General features: G+C 73.8%; 19 protein-coding genes. 5 read left to right on the top strand and 14 right to left on the bottom strand.

Annotation, left to right across the window (positions count from 1 at the left end):
• Positions 1 to 93 precede the first annotated feature (93 nt).
• Complete coding sequence (locus AQJ58_RS07760) at positions 94 to 846, top strand: cobalt-precorrin-6A reductase (RefSeq protein ID WP_067246495.1); 753 nt, start codon at positions 94 to 96, stop codon at positions 844 to 846.
• A 180-nt stretch (positions 847 to 1,026) separates the two neighbouring features.
• Here AQJ58_RS07760 and AQJ58_RS07755 read toward each other — a convergent pair whose 3' ends face one another.
• The gene (locus AQJ58_RS07755) at positions 1,027 to 1,671 is read right to left on the bottom strand and encodes a precorrin-8X methylmutase (protein ID WP_234359986.1); all 645 of its coding nucleotides are present in this window, start codon (positions 1,669 to 1,671) and stop codon (positions 1,027 to 1,029) included.
• 149 nt (positions 1,672 to 1,820) lie between these two features.
• On the opposite strand from AQJ58_RS07755, the gene AQJ58_RS07750 reads away from it, so the two are divergent.
• Positions 1,821 to 2,630 (top strand): VOC family protein, encoded by an 810-nt coding sequence (locus AQJ58_RS07750; protein WP_067246493.1) that lies wholly within the window; start codon positions 1,821 to 1,823, stop codon positions 2,628 to 2,630.
• 34 nt (positions 2,631 to 2,664) lie between these two features.
• Here AQJ58_RS07750 and AQJ58_RS07745 read toward each other — a convergent pair whose 3' ends face one another.
• On the bottom strand, positions 2,665 to 3,237 hold the full coding sequence (locus tag AQJ58_RS07745; RefSeq protein ID WP_067246490.1) for a MarR family winged helix-turn-helix transcriptional regulator: 573 nt from the start codon (positions 3,235 to 3,237) through the stop codon (positions 2,665 to 2,667).
• An 872-nt stretch (positions 3,238 to 4,109) separates the two neighbouring features.
• On the opposite strand from AQJ58_RS07745, the gene AQJ58_RS07740 reads away from it, so the two are divergent.
• Entirely contained in the window at positions 4,110 to 4,901 is a 792-nt protein-coding gene (locus AQJ58_RS07740) for a DUF1775 domain-containing protein (protein ID WP_067246487.1), read from the top strand.
• Between the two features lie 211 nt (positions 4,902 to 5,112).
• On the top strand, positions 5,113 to 5,643 hold the full coding sequence (locus AQJ58_RS07735) for a DinB family protein (RefSeq protein ID WP_067246485.1): 531 nt from the start codon (positions 5,113 to 5,115) through the stop codon (positions 5,641 to 5,643).
• Between the two features lie 52 nt (positions 5,644 to 5,695).
• Here the strand turns inward: AQJ58_RS07735 and AQJ58_RS07730 are convergent, their stop codons facing one another.
• The gene (locus AQJ58_RS07730; protein ID WP_067246482.1) at positions 5,696 to 6,211 is read right to left on the bottom strand and encodes a PH domain-containing protein; all 516 of its coding nucleotides are present in this window, start codon (positions 6,209 to 6,211) and stop codon (positions 5,696 to 5,698) included.
• A gap of 310 nt (positions 6,212 to 6,521) precedes the next feature.
• On the opposite strand from AQJ58_RS07730, the gene AQJ58_RS07725 reads away from it, so the two are divergent.
• Positions 6,522 to 7,250 carry a phosphatase PAP2 family protein gene (locus tag AQJ58_RS07725; protein ID WP_067246479.1) on the top strand — a complete coding sequence of 243 codons (729 nt, stop codon included), beginning with the start codon at positions 6,522 to 6,524 and terminating at the stop codon, positions 7,248 to 7,250.
• Positions 7,251 to 7,257: 7 nt separating this feature from the next.
• Here the strand turns inward: AQJ58_RS07725 and AQJ58_RS07720 are convergent, their stop codons facing one another.
• From AQJ58_RS07720 to AQJ58_RS07670, 11 genes are read right to left on the bottom strand one after another with little or no spacing between them, the layout of a single operon-like run.
• Positions 7,258 to 8,592 carry a glutamate-1-semialdehyde 2,1-aminomutase gene (locus tag AQJ58_RS07720; RefSeq protein WP_067246477.1) on the bottom strand — a complete coding sequence of 445 codons (1,335 nt, stop codon included), beginning with the start codon at positions 8,590 to 8,592 and terminating at the stop codon, positions 7,258 to 7,260.
• Positions 8,593 to 8,612: 20 nt separating this feature from the next.
• Complete coding sequence (locus AQJ58_RS07715) at positions 8,613 to 9,152, bottom strand: dTDP-4-dehydrorhamnose 3,5-epimerase family protein (protein ID WP_067246474.1); 540 nt, start codon at positions 9,150 to 9,152, stop codon at positions 8,613 to 8,615.
• A complete protein-coding gene (locus AQJ58_RS07710; protein WP_067246471.1) occupies positions 9,149 to 10,360 on the bottom strand; it encodes a polysaccharide pyruvyl transferase family protein in 1,212 nt (403 codons plus the stop codon). The genes AQJ58_RS07715 and AQJ58_RS07710 overlap by 4 nt, the downstream gene beginning before the upstream one ends.
• Positions 10,357 to 11,304, bottom strand: a complete 948-nt coding sequence (locus AQJ58_RS07705; RefSeq protein ID WP_067246470.1) for a glycosyltransferase family 2 protein — start codon at positions 11,302 to 11,304, stop codon at positions 10,357 to 10,359. The genes AQJ58_RS07710 and AQJ58_RS07705 overlap by 4 nt, the downstream gene beginning before the upstream one ends.
• Positions 11,301 to 12,632: an MATE family efflux transporter gene (locus AQJ58_RS07700; RefSeq protein WP_067246467.1), complete on the bottom strand. Its 1,332-nt coding sequence runs from the start codon at positions 12,630 to 12,632 to the stop codon at positions 11,301 to 11,303. Before AQJ58_RS07700 ends, AQJ58_RS07705 begins: the two co-directional genes overlap by 4 nt.
• A gap of 5 nt (positions 12,633 to 12,637) precedes the next feature.
• A complete protein-coding gene (locus tag AQJ58_RS07695) occupies positions 12,638 to 13,936 on the bottom strand; it encodes a DUF4910 domain-containing protein (protein ID WP_067246465.1) in 1,299 nt (432 codons plus the stop codon).
• Positions 13,924 to 14,949, bottom strand: a complete 1,026-nt coding sequence (locus AQJ58_RS07690) for an NAD-dependent epimerase/dehydratase family protein (protein ID WP_067246462.1) — start codon at positions 14,947 to 14,949, stop codon at positions 13,924 to 13,926. The genes AQJ58_RS07695 and AQJ58_RS07690 overlap by 13 nt, the downstream gene beginning before the upstream one ends.
• A gap of 3 nt (positions 14,950 to 14,952) precedes the next feature.
• Entirely contained in the window at positions 14,953 to 15,600 is a 648-nt protein-coding gene (locus AQJ58_RS07685; RefSeq protein WP_067246460.1) for a PIG-L deacetylase family protein, read from the bottom strand.
• Complete coding sequence (locus AQJ58_RS07680; protein ID WP_067246457.1) at positions 15,597 to 16,382, bottom strand: glycosyltransferase family protein; 786 nt, start codon at positions 16,380 to 16,382, stop codon at positions 15,597 to 15,599. Before AQJ58_RS07680 ends, AQJ58_RS07685 begins: the two co-directional genes overlap by 4 nt.
• Positions 16,379 to 17,614, bottom strand: a complete 1,236-nt coding sequence (locus AQJ58_RS07675) for a class I SAM-dependent methyltransferase (RefSeq protein ID WP_067246454.1) — start codon at positions 17,612 to 17,614, stop codon at positions 16,379 to 16,381. The genes AQJ58_RS07680 and AQJ58_RS07675 overlap by 4 nt, the downstream gene beginning before the upstream one ends.
• The gene (locus AQJ58_RS07670) at positions 17,611 to 18,819 is read right to left on the bottom strand and encodes a glycosyltransferase (protein WP_067246451.1); all 1,209 of its coding nucleotides are present in this window, start codon (positions 18,817 to 18,819) and stop codon (positions 17,611 to 17,613) included. The genes AQJ58_RS07675 and AQJ58_RS07670 overlap by 4 nt, the downstream gene beginning before the upstream one ends.
• Position 18,820: the final 1 nt, after the last annotated feature.

The following is an 18,820-nucleotide window of genomic DNA, read 5'->3' as shown; positions in this document are numbered from 1 at the left end:
TTCTGCGCCTGAACCGGCGGCGACGGGCGCCCGGGCGGGTGTGCTTGAGTGGGGGGCGCCGCGACCGCCCCTGACGAACGGACCCGTACCCCCATGCACGTGCTGATCCTCGGCGGGACCACCGAGGGCCGCCGGCTCGCCGAACTGCTGCACGGCACTCCCGGCCTGGCGGTGACCACCTCGCTCGCCGGACGGGTCGCGAACCCCCGGCTGCCGCCGGGCGAGGTCCGCGTCGGGGGCTTCGGCGGCGCGGAGGCGCTCACGGCGTGGCTGCGCGAGCGGCGGGTCGGCGCGCTCGTCGACGCCACCCATCCCTTCGCCGCGACGATGAGCCGGCACGCGGCCCTGGCCGCCGCCGGTGCCGCCGTCCCCCTGCTGGCCCTGCGCCGCCCCGGCTGGACCCCGGGGGAGGGGGACGACTGGCACGAGGCGGGCTCGGTCGAGGAGGCCGCCGCGCTGCTGCCCGCGCTGGGGCGCCGGGTGTTCCTGACCACCGGCCGCCTGGGGCTGGCCGCGTTCGCGGGGCTGGACGGTCTGTGGTTCCTCGTCCGGTCCGTCGACCCGCCCGAGGGCCCTCGTCCCGACCGGACACACCTCCTGCTGGACCGGGGCCCGTTCACCCTCGACGGCGAACGGGAGGTGCTGCGCCGGCATCGCGTCGACGTCGTGGTGACCAAGGACAGCGGGGGAGCCGCCACCGCCCCGAAGCTGACGGCCGCCCGTGAGGCGGGCCTGCCGGTGGTCGTGGTCCGTCGTCCCCCACTCCCCGAGGGCGTCCCCACCGCCCCCACGCCGGAGGCGGCGGCCCAGTGGGTCACCGAACGGCGGTCCGGTACGGCGGGCTGACCGCCGTACCGCGCTGTCATCCGCCACCGCCGAGGCCGTCATTCCGGGCACGGATCGGCGAGCGGGACCTGCTGCGTCGGCATTCACCGCTGAGGCGGCGGCCCGCCGGGTCACCGCACAGCGGTCCGCTGCGGGCGGCTGACCGCCGTACCGCCGCTCATTCGCCTGCCGTCGGCGCCGTCACTCCTCCTCTGAGGCAAGGGCGTTGACCGCCGCCGCGGCGATCGCGCTGCCCCCGCGGCGGCCCCGCACCACCAGGTACTCCAGTCCGGACGGGTTCGCGGCCAGCGCGTCCTTGGACTCGGCGGCACCGACGAAACCGACCGGTGCGCCGATCACGGCGGCGGGCCGGGGTGCGCCCGCCTCGATCATCTCCAGCAGCCGGAACAGCGCGGTGGGGGCGTTGCCGACGGCGACGACCGCGCCCTCCAGCCGGTCCCGCCACAGCTCCAGCGCGGCGGCGCTGCGTGTCGTCCCCAGCTCCGCGGCCAGCTCCGGCACGGCCGGGTCGGACAGGGTGCAGAGCACCTCGTTGCCCGCGGGCAGCCGTCGGCGGGTCACCCCGCTCGCCACCATCTGCACGTCGCAGAGGACGGGCGCGCCCCCGAGCAGGGCCTCACGGGCCCGCGCCACGACGCCCGGCGTGTAGGCGACATCCCGTACCAGGTCCACCATCCCGCAGGCGTGGATCATCCGGACCACGACCTGCGCGACATCGGCGGGCAGCCCCGAGAGATCGGCCTCCGCGCGAATGGTGGCGAAGGACTGACGGTAGATCGCCGCGCCGTCCTTCTCGTAGTCGTAGCTGGTCACGGTGTTCGCCATGGCGGCGAGCATACCCAGGGCGCATGATCCGGGCCCTTCACGCGGCAGGCGGGAGCCCTTCGCCGGTCTGCGGCCCGGCGGGCCGACGGGCGGGGGTCGGCGGCCGGTGTCAGGCTGAAGGGACCAGGACCTGCGGAAGGGAAATCCACGTGATCACCACCGACCCCACTCCCGGTGCCCCCTGCTGGATCGACCTCGGCGCCCCCGATGTCCGGACCGCCGCCGACTTCTACCACGCCGTGCTCGGCTGGGAGTACGAGCCCATGGGCGGCGAGGGGGACGACAGCCAGGGCGGGATGTTCAAGAAGGACGGCAGGACCGTCGCCGGGCTCGGCCGGCTGACCGAGGAGGGCGCGCGCTCCGCCTGGATGATCTACTACGACGTCGACGACGCGGACGCCACGACCGAGGCCGTCCGGCGGGCGGGCGGCACGGTCCGGGTGGAACCCCGCGACCTCGGCGACTGGGGGAAGATGGCGCAGTACAGCGACCCCCAGGGCGGCCAGTTCGCCGTCTGGCAGCCGGGCAGAGAAGCGGGCTTCGAGCTGGTCGAGGAGCCCGGCTCGCTGTCCTGGACCGAGCTGTACACGACCGACGCGCGCGCCGCCAAGGAGTTCTACGGCGAGGTCCTCGGCTGGCGGTTCGGCGACATGGAGATGCCGGGCGGCGAGGGCACGTACACCCTCATCACCCCCGAGGGGCTCCCCGAGGAACGGATGCAGGGCGGTCTGATGGAGGTCCGCGAACAGGACCTCTCCCTCGCGGACGGACACCCCTACTGGCACCCGGTCTTCGCCGTCGAGGACTGCGACGCCGCCGTCGCCGAGGTCACCGGCCACGGCGGCAGTGTGCAGATGGGGCCGGTGGACGCGGAGGGGGTGGGCCGCCTCGCGGTCTGCGTCGACCCGGCGAACGCCGACTTCGTGGTGCTCAGGCCCACCGGGGACACCGGGACCTGAGCACCCGGGGGCAGCACCTCGGGAATTACCCGGCTCAGCCCTTCGCCCGCCGGCCGCTGCGGCGCGGGGCCGGTTCGGCGCCGTCGAGGAGGGCCAGCCGGCGCTCCTCGCCGTGCTCCTCGACCTGCCGTACGACCTGGCGCAGCCCCTCGGCGACGCCGCGGCACTCGTCGTCGCTGAGCCGGGAGGCGACGAACGCCTCCTCCTGGTTGAACTCCGGGAACAGGCGGCGCATCAGCGTCTCGCCCTCCTCGGTGAGGCTCAGCAGCACCAGCCGGCCGTCGGAGGGGTGACCCGCCCGCCGGAGCAGCCCGCGCCCCTCCAGGGTCCGGGAGACCCCGGTGAGCGTGCCCTTGGAGATACCGGCCTCCTCCGCCACGTGCCGGGTCTCGGACTCGCCCCAGACCCACACCACCCAGAGCACGACGAACGCGGTCCAGGTCAGATCGGCGCCGCGCAGCACGGAGTTCTCCAGGTGCTGGCGGACGGCCGACGCGGCGCGGTAGATGTTGGCGACCACCGCCATCTGCTCGCGGTGGATCGGTATCCCGCCGAGCTTGGCCGCGGCCAGCTTCTCCGCTTCGGTGATGGACCGGTGCCCTGGCACTGGCACGCTCCTTTCGGTCGTCGGTCGTCGGTCGTCGGTCGTCGGTCTTGGTCTTCGGTCGTGGGGCGATCGTTCGGAGCCAAATTATACGAGGGGGGCATCCTGCGGCTGACCACGGGTTTTCCTGAACGGCCCCGGCCTTCCCTCCGTATACGTCGAGGTGACCGCGAAGAAGCCCGACCGTGCCTCCGCGTGGGTGCGAGCCGGGCTGTTCGCCCTCGTCGGCAGTGTGCTCGCGGCCCTCGGCCATCACGCCGTCACCGAACAGACGGTGCCGTGGCGGCTGGTGACCCTCTTCACGGTGGCCCAGTGCGCGCTGGCCCGGCCCTTCGTACGGCGCGCGCTCTCGCTGCCGGTGGCCGTCGGCTGCACCCTGGTGGCGCAGACCGGGCTGCACCTCGCCCTGGCCGGGGCGGGACACGGGCACGAGACGGCGACGGCCCCCCTGGGGCACGCCGGTCACGCCGGTCACGCAGGGCACGCCGCGATGTCGGACGGGCATGTCCCGCACCACGCGGGCACGGCCATGACGGTGGCCCACCTGCTGGCGGCGCTCGCCACGGCCTGGCTGCTCCACCGTGCCGACGCCGCCGTGACCATGGCTCTGGCGGCGGCCCGGACCGTGCGGTCGGCCGTGCTCGCCGTGCTGGCGCGGGTGCTGCCGCCGCTCGTGGGCGGAACGTTCGGCGAGCCGTCGGGGGCCGCGGGCCGGACCGGCCACGTCACTCCCCCCACGGCGGCGGGGACACGGGATCTGGAACACGCGCTGGTGCGCAGGGGACCCCCGGGACGGACCCGCGTCCCGGTCCTTCCCTCACCCCGGCCGGCCGTCTGCGGCCGACCGGGTCCCCGCACCAGCAAGGAGTCCCCCTGTGTCCCCGTTCCCCGCGTCCCCGTACGCCTCCGCCCGCACCGCGCGGCGGGCCGGTGCCGTCGGCGTCCTCACGCTGACCGCCGCCCTCGCCCTGGCCGCGCCCGCCTTCGCCCACGCGGAGGTCGAGGCCGACACCGCGCGGGCCCTGGCCGAGAACGTCACCCTCACCTTCGTCTCCGAGGCGGAGTCGGCCTCGGCGGGCTTCACCGAGATGCGCGTCGTCCTGCCGAAGGGCATCGCCCCGGGTGACGTCACGCTCGTCGCAGCCCCCAAGGGCTGGACGTTCAAGGTCACGGGCGACGGCTACACCGTCGGCGGCCCGAAGCTCGCCGTCGGCACCGATGCCGAGTACAAGGTCAAGGTCCGCCAGCTGCCGAAGGCGGAGGAACTCGCCTTCAAGACGGTCGAGACCTACAGCGACGGCGAGATCTCCCGCTGGATCGAGCTGCCCGGCGGCGGGGCGGAGCCCGAACAGCCCGCGCCCCTGCTGAAGCTGAAGGCCGCCGCGCCGGGCGCCACGCCCCTCGGCTCCAGCCCCACGGCGAGCGCCGCACCTTCGGCCACCGCGTCGACGCCCTCCTCCGGCACCTCGGCACCGGCTGCCACGACCGCCGAGAAGAAGGACGGGGAGAAGAAGGGCGAGAAGAAGGGCGAGAAGAAAGACGAGAAGGAGGACGGGGGCGGCTCGGCCGGGCTGCTCGCCGGTGGCGCGATCGCGGCGCTCGCCGTGCTGGGAGGCGGCGCGTGGTGGGTGTTCCGGCGCCGCTCGGCAGCGGCGTCCGAGGACTGAGCGGACGCCTCACCCGCGCGGCAGGGGTGCGCCCGCCCGGACCGGACGGGCGCACCCCTGCCACCCCATGGGGGCTGCCTGCACGGCATCGCACCCTTCCCCGTGATCCTCTACCGCAAGGGGAGCCGGACGTCCTACCGTGCGAGCGGAACCGGGCACAACGGCGCCGGCCGAGGCGCAGACGGCCCCCGAGCACGGATGAGGCGACCGTATGCACGAGCTGGCGGCACTGCTGCGCGAGTACGACCGGGCCCGCGCCTACACCGACGACCTCTGGAAGGACCTCACGCCGGACGAGGTGACCTGGCGCCCGCACGAGAACTCCAGCGCCATCGGCTGGCATCTGGGCCACCAGGCCCATGTCGCCCACTTCATGATCCGCAACCTCACCGCGGCCGAACCCAGCCCCGACCCGGAACTGGACGCGCTGATGGACTCGGCGAACCCGGAGAAGTTCCGTGGCGCGCTGCCCACCGTCGAACGGCTCACCGCCTTCCGTGACACCGTCGCCGACCGCGTCCACGCCCGCATCGGCGACATCGCCGCCGGCCGGGTCGGGGCACCCGCCCAGCTCACCGTCGTGGCGACCCATCTGCTCACCGTGCTCGTCAACCACGAGTACCAGCACGACCAGTGGATCGGCGAGGTCCGCGCGGAAGCCCTCGGCCACGCCCTCCCGCCGGACCCCGACGGCGGGACCGTGCACCGCGTCGACGGCTATCTCGTCCTCGACTGCCTCTAGACGCCCCGGCCCGGGGCCCCCGCGCCCCTGCCCCCGGCACTCGCACTCCGGGTCACGACATCCCGGAGGCGCGCAGGACCGCCTCGACCGTCTCGCCGTCGATCTCCTCGGTCAGTCGGCGCAGTGCCAGTTCGCCCTGGCGCAGGGTGCCCCGCTCCAGGGAGCGGCGGACGCCCGTGTCGACCTCGTGCCGGAGGAAGGGGTCGGTGGCCAGGACACGGGCATCCAGTTCGACGTGGTGGCCGTCGGTGTCCCGCAGGACGAGCCGGGTGGTGACGCCGTCGTGGCGCCGGACGGAGCGCAGGGAGTCGGTCCGCACGGTGCGTCGGCCCAGCGGACCGTGGACCGTCAGCCGGCCGGGGCCGGCGGTGACGCGCGGCGGGAGCAGGACGGCGAAGAGGGTCGCCGTCAGGGTGAGCCAGAGCGCGGCGCGCGGGCCGGTCAGCGTGCCGGCGTCCCAGTCGACCAGGACGGCCAGCGTGCCGAAGAGCAGGGCGCAGCCCGCGGCGAGCCGGACGCCCCCGCGCCGGTGGAGGTCGCCGGGCGGGCGCGGTCCCCAGAGGTGCATACCGTCGACGCTAGGCGCGGTCGCCGAACCGGGCGACCGGCTCTGACGGTCCCCTGACGCAGCGGGGCCGGTTCTTGACGGGACGCTGACGCCGCCGCGGCTCGGGCGCCGCCGTGGACCGTACTTCAAGGAGTGTTGACCTGAGGACAACCCGATCGCGGTGTGCCTCGGAGCCCGGGTTGGCTAGGGTGCCGAGAGGTGCCGGCGGCAGTCGGCGCCCGCCAACCGATTCCGAACCGGCCCCGGGAGGAGTGCTGTTACGGATCCGGAACACCGCCCACCGATCACGGCAGAGCACCGCAGGCCGCCCGTGACCGACCGGTCGGCGCCCGCGGTGCTGCCCCCGTCGTCGCGGGGGTGGCTCGGGCTGATGGCGGCCCTCGCCTCGCTGCTGGTCGTCACGCTCGGCATCCGCTACGCCGACGACAGCCGGCCCGGCTCGGTCGACACCCGGATCTCCACGGTGGTCGACGGGGTGACGCCGCCCTGGCGGCACGTCGCGCTGGCCCTGGACTCCCTGGGGGAGCCCGCGGGCGCCGTGACGGTGGTCCTCGTCACCGTCACGGGCTGTCTGCTGCTGCGGCGGCCCCGCGCGGCGGTGCTCGTCGTGGCCGGCACGGGCGCCGCCGTGGGCACGGCGACGCTGCTCAAGTCCCTCGTGGGACGCACCATCCACGACGGGAACCTGTCCTATCCGAGCGGGCACACCGCCTTCCTCACCGCGCTCGCCCTCGCCGTGGCGCTGCTCGTGACCGACCGGCTCCGCCTCGGCAGGACGGCCGGCGCCTCACTCGTCCTCGGCGCGGCGCTGGTCGCCGGCGCCGCCATGGGCTGGGCGCAGGTCGCCCTGGGCGCCCACTACCCGACCGACGTCCTCGGCGGCTGGTGCACCGCGCTGGCGCTGACACCGGCGACCGCGTGGCTGGTCGACCGGACGGCTGACCGGCTGACGGGCCGGCCGGACCACCGGACGGCCGACCGGACCACCGGACGGACGACCGACACGACGGTCGAGGCCGGCCGGGGCGAGCGCCGCTGACATGACGTCACGCCAGACGGCGGAACACGGGCTTCACCGGCCGCCCGGCCAGCCAGGGTGTGGGGTCGGCGGCGTCCAGCGCCTTCCGGTACACCGCGCACGCCTGCGCCACCACGTCGACCGTGTGATCGACGTCGGCCTCGCTGAGCGCGCTGCTCACCACGAACGACGGGGCCAGGACCCCGCCCGCGAGGAGCCGGCGCAGGAAGAGCGTGCGGTAGCGCTGCGACGGCTGCCCGTGCTCGTCGAGGGTGGCGAAGACCAGGTTGCTGGCCCGGCCCAGGACGACGAGGTGGTCGCCGACGCCCATGTGGGCCGCGACCTCGCGGACCCCGGCGGCCAGCCGCTCGCCGAGGGCGTGCAGCCGCGCCGTGACCCCCTCCTCGACATAGGTGGACTGCACGGCCATCGCGGCCGCCAGGGAGTGCGTCTCCGCGCCGTGCGTGGTCGACAGCAGGAACACCCGGTCGCCGGAGTGCCGCAGCCCGCCCAGCTCCATCAGATCGCGCCGCCCGGCCAGCGCGGAGACGGCGAACCCGTTGCCCAGCGCCTTGCCGAACGTGGAGAGGTCGGGGACCACGCCGTACAGGCCCTGGGCGCCCGCCTCGGACCAGCGGAAACCGGTGATCATCTCGTCGAAGATCAGGACGCAGCCGTGCCGGTCGGCCAGCTCGCGCAGACCGGCGAGGTACCCGGGCGGCGGCTCGGTGTGGGTGGCGGGTTCCAGGATCAGACACGCCACCTCGCCCTCGTACCGGGTGAGGAGTTCCTCGGTGGCGGCCAGGTCCCCGTACGGGAACGCCACGGTCAGCTCGTTGGTCGACGACGGGATGCCGGCGGACATCGGCGTGGTGCCGATGAACCAGTCGTCGACGGAGAAGAACGGATGGTCGGCGCAGAGAGCCACCCGCGGCCGCCCGGTGGCGGCCCGGGCGAGGCGTACGGCGGCGGTGGTGGCGTCGGAGCCGTTCTTCGCGAACTTCACCATCTCGGCGGTGGGCACCGTGGCCAGGAAGCGTTCCGCGGCCTCCACCTCCACGATGGACGGCCGGACGAAGTTGCTGCCGCGGTCGAGTTCCCGCCGCACCGCCTCGATCACCCGGGGATGGGCGTGGCCGAGGCTGACCGAGCGCAGGCCGGAGCCGTACTCGACATAGCGGTTGCCGTCGACGTCCCACACATGGGCGCCCCGGCCGTGGCTGATGACCGGGGCAAGGTTGTCGGGGTACTGGTCGTCGCCCTTGGCGTAGGTGTGCGCGCCCCCGGGGATCAGGGCGTGCAGCCGCTCGTTCGCCGTCCGCGACCGGGGCAGGGCGAGCACTTGGGTGTCTTCGGTGTCCACACCGACCTCAACTTTCTTTCTTACGTCAGGACCTCGGCGAGGCGCGGCGCCTCCCGGTCCCGCTGGGACATCGAGGTGACCGGCAGCGGCCACGGAATGGCGAGCTCCGGGTCGTCGAAGGCGATCGTCACGTCCTCGGCCGGATCGTGCGGGCGGTCGATCCGGTACGAGGTGTCGGCGGTGTCCGTCAGCGCCTGGAAGCCGTGCGCGCACCCCGCCGGGATGTACAGCGTCACCTGGGTGTCGCCGGACAGCTCGAAGAAGGCCCGGCCGAGGTAGGTCGGCGAGTCCGGCCGCAGGTCCACGACGACGTCGAAGATCCTCCCGTACGAGCAGCGCACCAGCTTGGCCTCCCCGGCGCCGGAGCGCAGGTGCAGGCCGCGCAGCACGCCCCGGACCGAGCGGGACAGGCTGTCCTGGACGAAGGCGTCCGGGTCGAGGCCCACCGAGCGGACCACGTCGGCGTCGAAGGTACGGCAGAAGAAGCCGCGTTCGTCGGCGTACGGCGTCGGCTCGAACAGGTACGCGCCGGCGATCTCCGGGACGTCGATCGCTTTCATGAAGCCTCCCGCGGGGCGTGGTCGGCCGCGGGGAACACGGCCGAGGTCAAGGCGGTGAACTGGTCCTCGAGTTGACGGGCGGCCGCGAGGTTCCGCTCGGCGAGCGTCCGCCGCAGCTCCGTCGATCGCTTCTCCAGCGCCCGGAACTGCTCGAGCAGCCGGTCGGCGTCGACCTCGCGGGCCGGGTGGCAGAACGCGCCGAGGCCCATCCGCTCCATGAGCGCGTCGCTCTTCGCCGCGTAGCTGACCGCGAGCGCCGGAGTGCCGGTCTTCAGCGCGCAGATCAGGTTGTGGTACCGGACCGCCACCACCGTGTCGGCGGCCGCCATCTCCTTCATCAGGTCGGCCAGCGAGGCCGTCTCGGCGGCGGTGACCAGCGGCGAGTCCACCGCGTCGAGGATCGCGGCGACCACCGGCGCATCGCACGTGTCGCCGGTGAGCAGCCGGACCGGCCTGCCCTCCTCGACCAGCGCGCCGACGAAGCGGATCGTCCCGTCGAGGTAGCGCCGGTGGATCTCCTCGGCGCGGGCCCGGTCGTCGTTGCCGCCGTGGAAGTCCATGACGCCGACGCAGACCGGGCCCGGCGTGCCCGCGGGCGCGCTCGCCGGCGGTGCCGGCAGGGAGAACGCGAGGTCGGGGTAGACCTCGTCCCGCGCGGTGTCCACGCCCATCGCCCGCATCGCGTCCCGGGACTGGGTGTCCCGGTAGGAGCGGTACGCGGCCAGCCGCGCCGACCAGCGCACCAGGGCCCGGGTCGGCCGGTCGCGGATCTCGGCGGCGCCGACGCTGACCAGCGCGACCCGGGTGCCCAGCAGCCGGCCACTCGCGCAGAGCAGGAACAGTGAATAGGGGAAGCCCCACGGCCGCAGCGGCAGCGTGGCCTCCAGCACGCCCATCCCCGGCACGATCACCACGTCGTGCCGGCGCACCCAGGCGGCGGTGCGGAAGACGTCGACGAGCTTGCCCAGGCCCTTGGAGGCGATCGCGCCCGCACGGGACGCCGTCCGGTACTCCGCGCGGTTCCAGTGCAGCCGCGTGGCGGGGATCCCGAACCGGGTGGTCACGGCTTCGGGGCCGCCGCACAGCGCGTCCACGACCGCCTCCGGGTGCGCGGAGCGGAGGTAGCCGAGCACGGCCTCCAGCGACCCGTCGTTGCCCAGGTTGCCCGAACCGAGCAGCCCGAACAGCCCGACGCGGACAGCGGTCATGCCCGCCTCCCCTCACGCCCGGCGACGAGGGCGTCGACGGAGACGGTCAGCTTCGCCGGGTCGACCGGGGCGCGGTCCTCCACGCGCTCGCCGGCGCCCGGCCGCGCCCGGCTGGTCATCCACGCGGCCAGGTGACGGAAGCACGCGCGCCGGTCGGCCGGGGACAGCGGCGCCCGCCGGATCGCCGAGGCGAAGCCCCACACGTACTCGGCGAGCAGCCGGGGCGTCGGGTGCAGCAGCCCGGCCCGGCGCGGGTCCAGGTTGACGCACCGGGAGCGCTTGGAGGGGTTCGCCCGCTCGGCCCGGGTGGGGTGGTCGCGGCGGAAGTACAGCAGCTCCGGCACCTGGTGGAAGGGACCGTGCAGGGTGATCTCGGCGACGTACGTGCGGTCCGCGTGGTGGTAGCTGTCCATCGGCTTCACCCGGCGCAGCACGTCGGCCCGCAGCACCCCGTAGAAGTCGTCCCCGCCCGGCTCGAACAGCAGACTGCGGAAGCGCTCCGGGGCGTGCGGCGAGTCGGTGGCGAGCGTGTAGTCGTACGGCACCTTCACCCGGCCGTCGCCGTCGATGACGGCCTGCCCGGTGTGCGCGAGGATCATCTCCGGCCGCTCGTCCAGCGCCTCCACACAGCGCCGCAGCAGGTCCCGGCCGTACAGGTCGTCGTGCGAGGCCCACTTGAACAGCTCGCCGCGGGACTCGGCGAACACGAGGTTGTGGTTCGGCGTGGCGCCGATGTTCCGGGCCAGCCGCAGGTACCGGATGCGCGAGTCCTTCGCGGCGTACCGCCGGCAGATGTCCTCGGTCCCGTCGGTCGAGGCGTTGTCGGAGACGACCAGCTCGAAGTCCTCGTACGTCTGGCCGAGCAGGGCGTCGAACGACTCGGCCAGGTACTCCTCGCCGTTGTACACGGGCAGGCCGATGCTCAGCCTGGGTCGGTCGGTCATGAGGTCCTCACTTCGGGAACGGAGTCGTGGTGCCGCTCGCGCAGGGCCGCCCGCAGGTGCAGCCACCACACGGCCGAGGCGCTGACGGTCGCGGCGGCGGCGCCCCAGGCCGAGCCGACCGTGCCGCCCAGGACCGCGCCGCCGAGCCCGCCGCCGACATAGCAGGCGGAGGCGAACAACTGGCAGCGCAGGCTGCGCCGGGCCGCGCCGAGCGCGCGCAGCCCGGCCGCCGCGCCGGTGCCCAGGCCCGCACCCGCGACACCGAGGGTGATCGGCACGATGAGCCGGGCGGCGGAGTGCCAGACCCCGCCGAGCGCGAGCGCGCCGAGCCGGTCCGGCACGAGCAGCAGCGACCCGCCCCAGAGCAGCGCGCCGACGGCCTGCCCGCCGCCGAGGAGGAGGCAGAACCTCCCGAGCCGCTGCGGGGCCTGCCGCAGCACTCGTGCCGCCTCCGGGACCGTGACCAGGGACAGCCCCATCAGCACGGCGAGGAACGGGCCCATCAGCAGCTCGGCGCCCCGCACCGCGCCGACCGCGCCGACCCCGGCGAGCGCGCCGAGCCCGTACGCCCGCAGCTGGCTCGCGCCGCTCAGGCTGACGTTCTCGACGAGGTAGCGGTGGCCGAGGTCGCGCTGCTCGCGGAGCCAGCCGCGCGCCCCGGCCGGCCGGGGCCGGATGCCGGACTGAAGGCAGCCGTACGCGGCGGCCACCGCCGCGGAGGCGCCCCAGGCGAGCACGAAGGCGGCCACACTGCCCACCCCGGCCGCCACCACCATGGCGGGGATCAGCGCGATCCCCCACACCAGGTCGTTGAGGAACGCCTTGCGCCCGGCGCCGGCGGCGAAGAACGAGAACCGCCAGGCGTCCTGGAGCAGCAGCCCCGGCAGCACCACCGCGAGGCAGGCGAACGCGGGCCCCACCCGGCCGCCGAGGGCGAGGCCGGCCAGCAGACACGGCACGCCGATGACGGTGCCGACGCCGAGCGCGGTGCCCGAGGCGCGGGCCACCGCCCCGCGCCAGGATGCCTCCGGCACCCCGCTGAAGCGCACCACGAGCGGATCGGTGGCCAGCCCGCGGGAGACGTTGAGCACCACGCCGTACGTCACCCAGGCCAGGCTGAACACGCCGAACGCGGTCACCCCCAGCGAGCGGGCCACATAGATGCCCACCGCGAAGTTGGAGATGCTGGACGCCGCCTGGTCGGCCAGCCCCCAGGACAGCCGGCCGACGAGGGCGCGCCGGGCGGATCCGGCCGCCGGTGCCCCCGGCTCCGCCGGTTGCGGCGGCTGCGGCTGCGGCTGTGTCGTCTTCTTCTCCTCGGTGGTCATCGGCGTCACACCTTGATCAGTTCGGCGCCGTGCAGGGCGTCGGCCGCGGTGACGACGGCGTCGAACGGCAGCCCGGACCGCTCGGCGACGTCGAGCAGACTGTGCTCGCCGTCGGAGAGGCTGAGCACCCAGAGCATGGCCAGCTGGGCCTGCTTGGTGTCGCTGCGGCCGCCGAGCGCGTCGTACAGCCCGCGCCGGCCGAGCTGCGGTTCGCCGTAGGGGCTGAGGTTGACGTACCGCCGGTTGCGGTCGAGGACGGCGAACGCCTCCCGGCAGACGGCGAGCGTGTCCTCCATCGCCTCCGGGGAGACGAAGTCCAGATTGTCCGCCGAGGTGTGGTATTCGGGATAGCCCGCGTACGGGGTCCGGGTGAGCGAGCCGACACCGAGGTCGAAACCGGGGGAGCAGTACTGCCGCTCGTCGTAGCCGTACGGGGTGAACTCGTTGACCCGGTGCGGGCGTCCGGAGGCGGCCAGCACATGCCGCAGCACCCGGTCGATCTCCGCGTCGCCGCGTCTGCTCTGCTTGTACGTCACAGGGCCGGGGTCGCCGGCGCAGGCCAGCACCAGCCCGTGCCGGACGCGCTCCACCCGCTCCGCGTTGCGGGCCAGCCAGGTGATCGCGCCGATGGTGCCGGGCGCGAAGATGAACCGGTAGGTGTAGTACGGCGTCTCCTCGGCCAGCGCCCGGGCCAGGAAGGTCGCCACCGCGACGCCCGCCATGTTGTCGTTGGCCAGCGCCGGGTGGCAGACGTGGCAGGAGACGATCACCTCGTCGGCGACCTGCCCGGGGACCACGTGCTCGGCGTAGGTGAGGTGGCCGTCGGCGAGGGTGGAGTCGATGCGCACCTCGTACGCGCCGTCGGGCATCGCGTCCAGGGTTTCCTGCGCCAGACAGAAGCCCCACTCCGGCTTGTAGTAGCTGGTGCGGTACGGCACCCAGGACGGCTGGTCGGGCAGGGTGTGCAGGTGCGCGCGCAGCTCCGACAGCGGCAGGGTCGCCGACACCGGCACGCTGTAACCGAGCACGTGCAGGCTGGACTCGGCGAAGTCGACGACCCGCCGGCCGGTGGAGTCGGCGATGTACGCGTCCCGGATGTTCCACTCCTGCGGCACCGTCCAGTCGAGCACCCGCGTCCCGGTCGGCACCTCGTGCACCTGGAGCGGGAGGTACTCGCCGACGATGTCGAGGGTGGCGCGCACGCCGTCGCCGGTGATGCTCCGGCAGAGCGGGTACAACCGCTCCACCAGGGCGTACATCGCGTCGCCGGCACCTTTTTGCCCCTGCGTGGTCACGGGCGCCACCGCAGGGTGTCGTCGACGGTGCCCGCCTCGGACGCCGAGCGGAGCACGGCGAGGCGGGTGAAGCGCCGGTCGAAGTCCTCCCGGGTCAGGCCGAACGTGCGGTAGGCGTCGGCGAGTTCGAGCGCGCCCCGCTTCACCGTCCACTCGCAGTCGAAGCCGGGGAGCGCGGCGCGCAACCGGGAGAAGTCCACGCGGTACGAGCGCGGGTCGGCGCCGTTCTCCCCGGTGATGTTCACCCGGGAGCCGGGCACCGCCTCGGCGACCTGCCCGGCGATCTCGGCCACCGTGACGTTGTTGGCCTCGCTGCCGATGTTGAACGCCCGGTCGTGCACGGCTTCCCGCGGTGCGGACAGCGCGGCCGTGAAGGCCCGCGCGATGTCGACGGCGTGCACCAGCGGGCGCCACGGGGTGCCGTCGGAGAGCACCAGCACCTCACCGGACAGCAGCGCGTGGCCCACCAGGTTGTTCAGCACGATGTCGGCGCGCAGCCGGGGCGAGTAGCCGAAGGCGGTGGCGTTGCGCATGTACACCGGCGTGAAGTCGCCGTCGGCCAGCTCGTGCAGGTCGTCCTCGACGCGCACCTTCGACTCCGCGTACGGCGTCACCGGGCGCAGCGGCGCGTCCTCGGCCACCAGCTCGTCGCCGCCGGCGGCACCGTAGACCGAGCAGGTGGACGCGTACAGGAAGCGGCCCACGCCGGCGTCGCGGGCCAGCCGGGCCAGCCGTACGGACGCGTGGTGGTTGATGTCGTAGGTCAGCTCCGGCGCCAGCGACCCCAGCGGGTCGTTGGAGAGCGCGGCCAGGTGGATCACCGCGTCGACGCCGGCCACGTGCTCGGCGGTGACGTCGCGCAGGTCCACGCGGTGCCCCTGCGGGTCCTCGGGCTGCGGGCCGAGGACGCAGTCGGCGAACAGGCCGGCGTCGAGGCCGACGACCTCGTGCCCGGCGGCGGCGAGGACCGGGGCCATCACGGTCCCCAGATAGCCCTGGTGTCCGGTCAGCAGTACGCGCATGGTTCAACCCCCCAGGTTGAGCTTGAGTTTGGTGACGGCGAACGCTTCGGCGTATCGCTCGTGGCATTCGATGCCGCGGATCCGCGCGAGGCCCAGGAAGGCCTCCCGGTCGTACCAGGGCCGGTGGCGCTGCGAGGCGTAGTGCTCCTGCAGCAGCCGGACCTTCTCCTCGGCGATCTCCGGCGACAGCGGCTGGTAGGCCGCCATGCGGCCGAGGTCGCCGTCCCACTTGACGATCTCGTAGCCCAGCACGAGGTGGTCGCGGAAGGCGGTGGGTATCAGCCGCGCCAGGCCGCGGTGGTCCTGGTGGGCGTCCTCGGCGCGCGGGGCCAGGATCAGATCCGGGTCGGTCCGCTCGCGCAGTTCCTCCACGGCGGCCTTGGCCTCGTCCCAGTGCACGGGCATGCGGCCGTCGGGCAGTTTGAGCACGGTGAGCCGCAGATCGGCGCCGGGGCAGAAGGCGGCGAGCGCGGCCCGCTCCTCCTGCTCGCGTTCGGTGCCGCCGCCGGAGAGCACCAGCGCGTCGACCCGGAGTCCGGGCCGCGCGAGGCACAGGGCGAGCAGCGTGCCGCCGGCGCCGATGGCGATGTCGTCGCAGTGCGCGCCCACGGCGACGATCCGCTCCGGGGATCCGGCCCCGAGCCGGATCACGCGGGAACCCCCTGCTCCCACACGGCCCACGGGCGGTCGCCCTGGGCGTAGGCGGCGTCGAGCGCGGCGCGCTCCTTCACGGTGTCGGTCGGCTTCCAGAAGCCGCGGTGCCGGTGCGCGACCAGCCGCCCGCGCTTGGCGAGCTGGGCGCAGCCGTCGGCGACCAGGTCCCCGTTCTCCGGGATGTGGTCGAAGACCTCCTGGCGGAGCACGAAGTACCCGCCGTTCTCCCACAGGGGCAGTTCGCTCACCGCGGTGATGCCGCCGACCAGGTTGTCCTCGCCCAGCTCCACGCAGTGGAAGGAGGACTGGGGCGGCACGACCATCATCGACGCGCCGGCGTCGCGCCGGGAGAACTTCTCGATCATCTCCGGGAGCGGGGCGTCGGTGAGGACGTCGGCGTAGTTGGCGAGGAACATCTCGTCGCCGTCGAGGTGGTGGCGCACCCGGCGCAGCCGCTCGCCGATCGGCGACTCGATGCCGGTCTGCGCGAACGTGATCGTCCAGTCGGCTATGTCGGTGGACAGCAGCTCGGTCCGCCCCTTGCGCAGCACGAAGTCGTTGGACGTCGTCTCCTCGTAGTTGAGGAAGAAGTCCTTGATGTGGTGGGCGCCGTAGCCGAGGCACAGGATGAACTCCTTGTGCCCGAAGTGCGCGTAGTAGCGCATGACGTGCCAGATCAGCGGGCGCGGGCCGACCATCGCCATCGGCTTGGGCACGTCGTCGGAGCTTCCGCTGCGCATCCGCATCCCGTAACCGCCGCAGAACAGGACGACCTTCATGACTTCACCTCGACGACGCTCAGTTCCGGGATGGGGAAGACCAGCCGGCCGCCCCACTCGTGCACGAAGGACAGCTGCTCGGTCAGCTCGGCCCGCAGGTTCCACGGGAGGACGAGCACGTAGTCGGGCCGGTCGGCGGCGATCTGCTCGGGCGGCAGGATCGGGATGCGAGTGCCCGGGGTGAACCTGCCGTGCTTGTAGGGGTTGCGGTCCACCGTGTACGCGAGCAGGTCGGGCCGGATGCCGCAGTGGTTGAGCAGGGTGTTGCCCTTGCCCGGCGCGCCGTAGCCGACGACCGTCTCGCCCCGGTCGGCCGCCTCGACGAGGAACCGCAGCAGGTCCCGGCGGACCTTGGCCACCCGGGAGGAGAACTCGGTGTACCCGGACAGCTCCTGGAGCCCGGCGGACTTCTCCCGGTCCAGTACGTCGGTCACCCGCCGGCTCGGCTCGCCGGCCACCTCGGCCGGGCGCGCCCACAGTCGGATGGAACCGCCGTGCGTCGGCAGCAGCTCGACGTCCACCAGCGTGAGTCCGCCGCTCGCCAGCGCCCGGATCGCGGACGCGACCGTGTAGTACTGGAAGTGCTCGTGGTAGATCGTGTCGTACTGGTTCTCCTCGATCAGCGTCAGCAGGTGCTGCACCTCGATGGAGACCCAGCCGTCGTCGGCGACCAGCGCGCGCAGCCCCTGGGTGAACCCGACCACGTCGGGGATGTGCGCGTACACGTTGTTGGCCACGACCAGGTCGGCCGGGCCGTGCTCGGCGCGCACGGCCGAACCGGTCTCGGGCGACAGGAACTCCGTGAGCGTGGGCACCCCCGCCTCCCGCGCCGCGGCCCCCACGTTCACCGAGGGTTCGATGCCGAGGCAGCGGATCCCCCGGTCCACCACATGCCTCAGCAGGTACCCGTCGTTGCTCGCGACCTCGACCACGAACGCGTCGGGGCCGAGCCCCACCCGCTCCACGGCGCCGGCGACGAACGTGCGCGCGTGCTCCACCCAGGAGGTCGAGAAGGAGGAGAAGTACGCGTACTCGCTGAACGTCTCCTCCGGCGTGATCAGCGGAGGTATCTGCGCCAGCCAGCAGTCGGTGCACACCCGCAGGTGCAGCGGGTACGTCGGTTCCGGCCGGTCCAACTGGTCAGCGGCGAGAAAACTCTCGCACGGTGGCGTCGCCCCCAGATCGACGACGCTCGCCAGCGTCGCCGAGCCGCAGAGTCGGCATCGTGTCATCTACTGCCCCCCATCGCTTCCGTCCGACCCGCGATCGCGGTGCGGTACTCCTCCACCAGGCGCTCCAGGCCGACGGCCGGGCTGAAGCCCTGCTCGTAACGGCGCCGGGCCGCCCGGCCCATCTCCTGGTTGCGGGCCTGCCCGCCCGCGATCTCGCGCAGACAGGACGCGAGCGAGGCGGCCTCGCCCGGCCGGTGCAGCAGCCCGGTCCGCCCGTCCTCGACGAGCTCGACGAAGGCGCCGTGACCGGCGGCGACGGCCGGCACCCCGGCCGCCATCGCCTCCACGACCACCAGGCCGAACGCCTCCAGCCAGGTGGAGGGGGCGACCACCGCGACCGACCGCGCGATCGCCCGCCGGCACGCGGCCTGGTCGTACAGACCGACGTACCGCACGTCGTCGCGGCCCGCCGCCCAGGCCGTCACCTCCGGCTCCAGCGGCCCCGAGCCGGCGATCACCAGCGGCACCCCCACACCGCCCCCGGCGGCGATCTCGTCCCAGGCGGCCATGAGCAGCCGGACGCCCTTGGCCTCCGCGAGCCGGCCGAGATAGAGCAGATGCTCGCCGGCGCCCTCCCTGCGGACGCCCGGCTCGGGCACGAAATTGTGCTTCACCGCGAGGCGTTCGGCCGGCAGGCCGGCCCGTACCAGGACCTCGCGCTGCGCCGCGGAGATGCACAGGAACCGCTCCACGCCGTTCCACCACCGCCGCCGGTTGACCGCGAGGCTCACCGCGAGCGGCACCGTCGCCAGCCGGGAGCCCCGGTAGCAGCCGTGCCGCACGGCGGGCAGCGGCGTGGACCCGACGCACTCGGTGCACGGCCGGCCGTCGCGTTGCAGGGTGCCCGGCGGGCAGACCTGGGTGTAGTTGTGCAGCGTGGCGACGGCCGGCACACCGGCGTCGGCGCAGGCGGCCAGCACCGCCGGCGACAGCAGCGGGAAGACGTTGTGGACGTGCACCACGTCCGGCCGTTCGGCGCGCAGCCGGGCGGCCAGCTCCGTGCGCACCGCCGGGTTCCACGGCACCAGCAGCGGCACCGCGACCTTGCCCGGCAGGGAGCGCGCGGCGATGTCGTCGCTGCGCCGCTCGAACACCTCGACCCGGTGGCCCGCTCCGCGCAGCAGCGCCACCTCCTGGTCGACGACCTTGTTCTCCCCGCTGGGCTGCGCCGAGGCGTAGCGGTTGTGCACCACGAGGACATCCATG

This window comes from Streptomyces sp. DSM 15324, assembly GCF_001514285.1.
Classification (GTDB): Bacteria; Actinomycetota; Actinomycetes; order Streptomycetales; family Streptomycetaceae; genus Streptomyces.
The sequence above is the reverse complement of the archived record's forward strand: the minus strand, read 5'-3'. Positions and strand labels throughout refer to the sequence as shown.

Coding starts and splice junctions, on each gene's coding strand:
- AQJ58_RS07760 (WP_067246495.1), top strand. CDS start 94: ATGCACGTGCTGATCCTCGGCGGGACCACCGAGGGCCGCCGGCTCGCC.
- AQJ58_RS07735 (WP_067246485.1), top strand. CDS start 5,113: ATGCACGAGCTGGCGGCACTGCTGCGCGAGTACGACCGGGCCCGCGCC.
- AQJ58_RS07690 (WP_067246462.1), bottom strand. CDS start 14,949: ATGCGCGTACTGCTGACCGGACACCAGGGCTATCTGGGGACCGTGATG.
- AQJ58_RS07675 (WP_067246454.1), bottom strand. CDS start 17,614: ATGACACGATGCCGACTCTGCGGCTCGGCGACGCTGGCGAGCGTCGTC.
- AQJ58_RS07710 (WP_067246471.1), bottom strand. CDS start 10,360: ATGACCGCTGTCCGCGTCGGGCTGTTCGGGCTGCTCGGTTCGGGCAAC.
- AQJ58_RS07730 (WP_067246482.1), bottom strand. CDS start 6,211: ATGCACCTCTGGGGACCGCGCCCGCCCGGCGACCTCCACCGGCGCGGG.
- AQJ58_RS07680 (WP_067246457.1), bottom strand. CDS start 16,382: ATGAAGGTCGTCCTGTTCTGCGGCGGTTACGGGATGCGGATGCGCAGC.
- AQJ58_RS07755 (WP_234359986.1), bottom strand. CDS start 1,671: ATGGCGAACACCGTGACCAGCTACGACTACGAGAAGGACGGCGCGGCG.
- AQJ58_RS07700 (WP_067246467.1), bottom strand. CDS start 12,632: ATGACCACCGAGGAGAAGAAGACGACACAGCCGCAGCCGCAGCCGCCG.
- AQJ58_RS07705 (WP_067246470.1), bottom strand. CDS start 11,304: ATGACCGACCGACCCAGGCTGAGCATCGGCCTGCCCGTGTACAACGGC.
- AQJ58_RS07715 (WP_067246474.1), bottom strand. CDS start 9,152: ATGAAAGCGATCGACGTCCCGGAGATCGCCGGCGCGTACCTGTTCGAG.
- AQJ58_RS07670 (WP_067246451.1), bottom strand. CDS start 18,819: ATGGATGTCCTCGTGGTGCACAACCGCTACGCCTCGGCGCAGCCCAGC.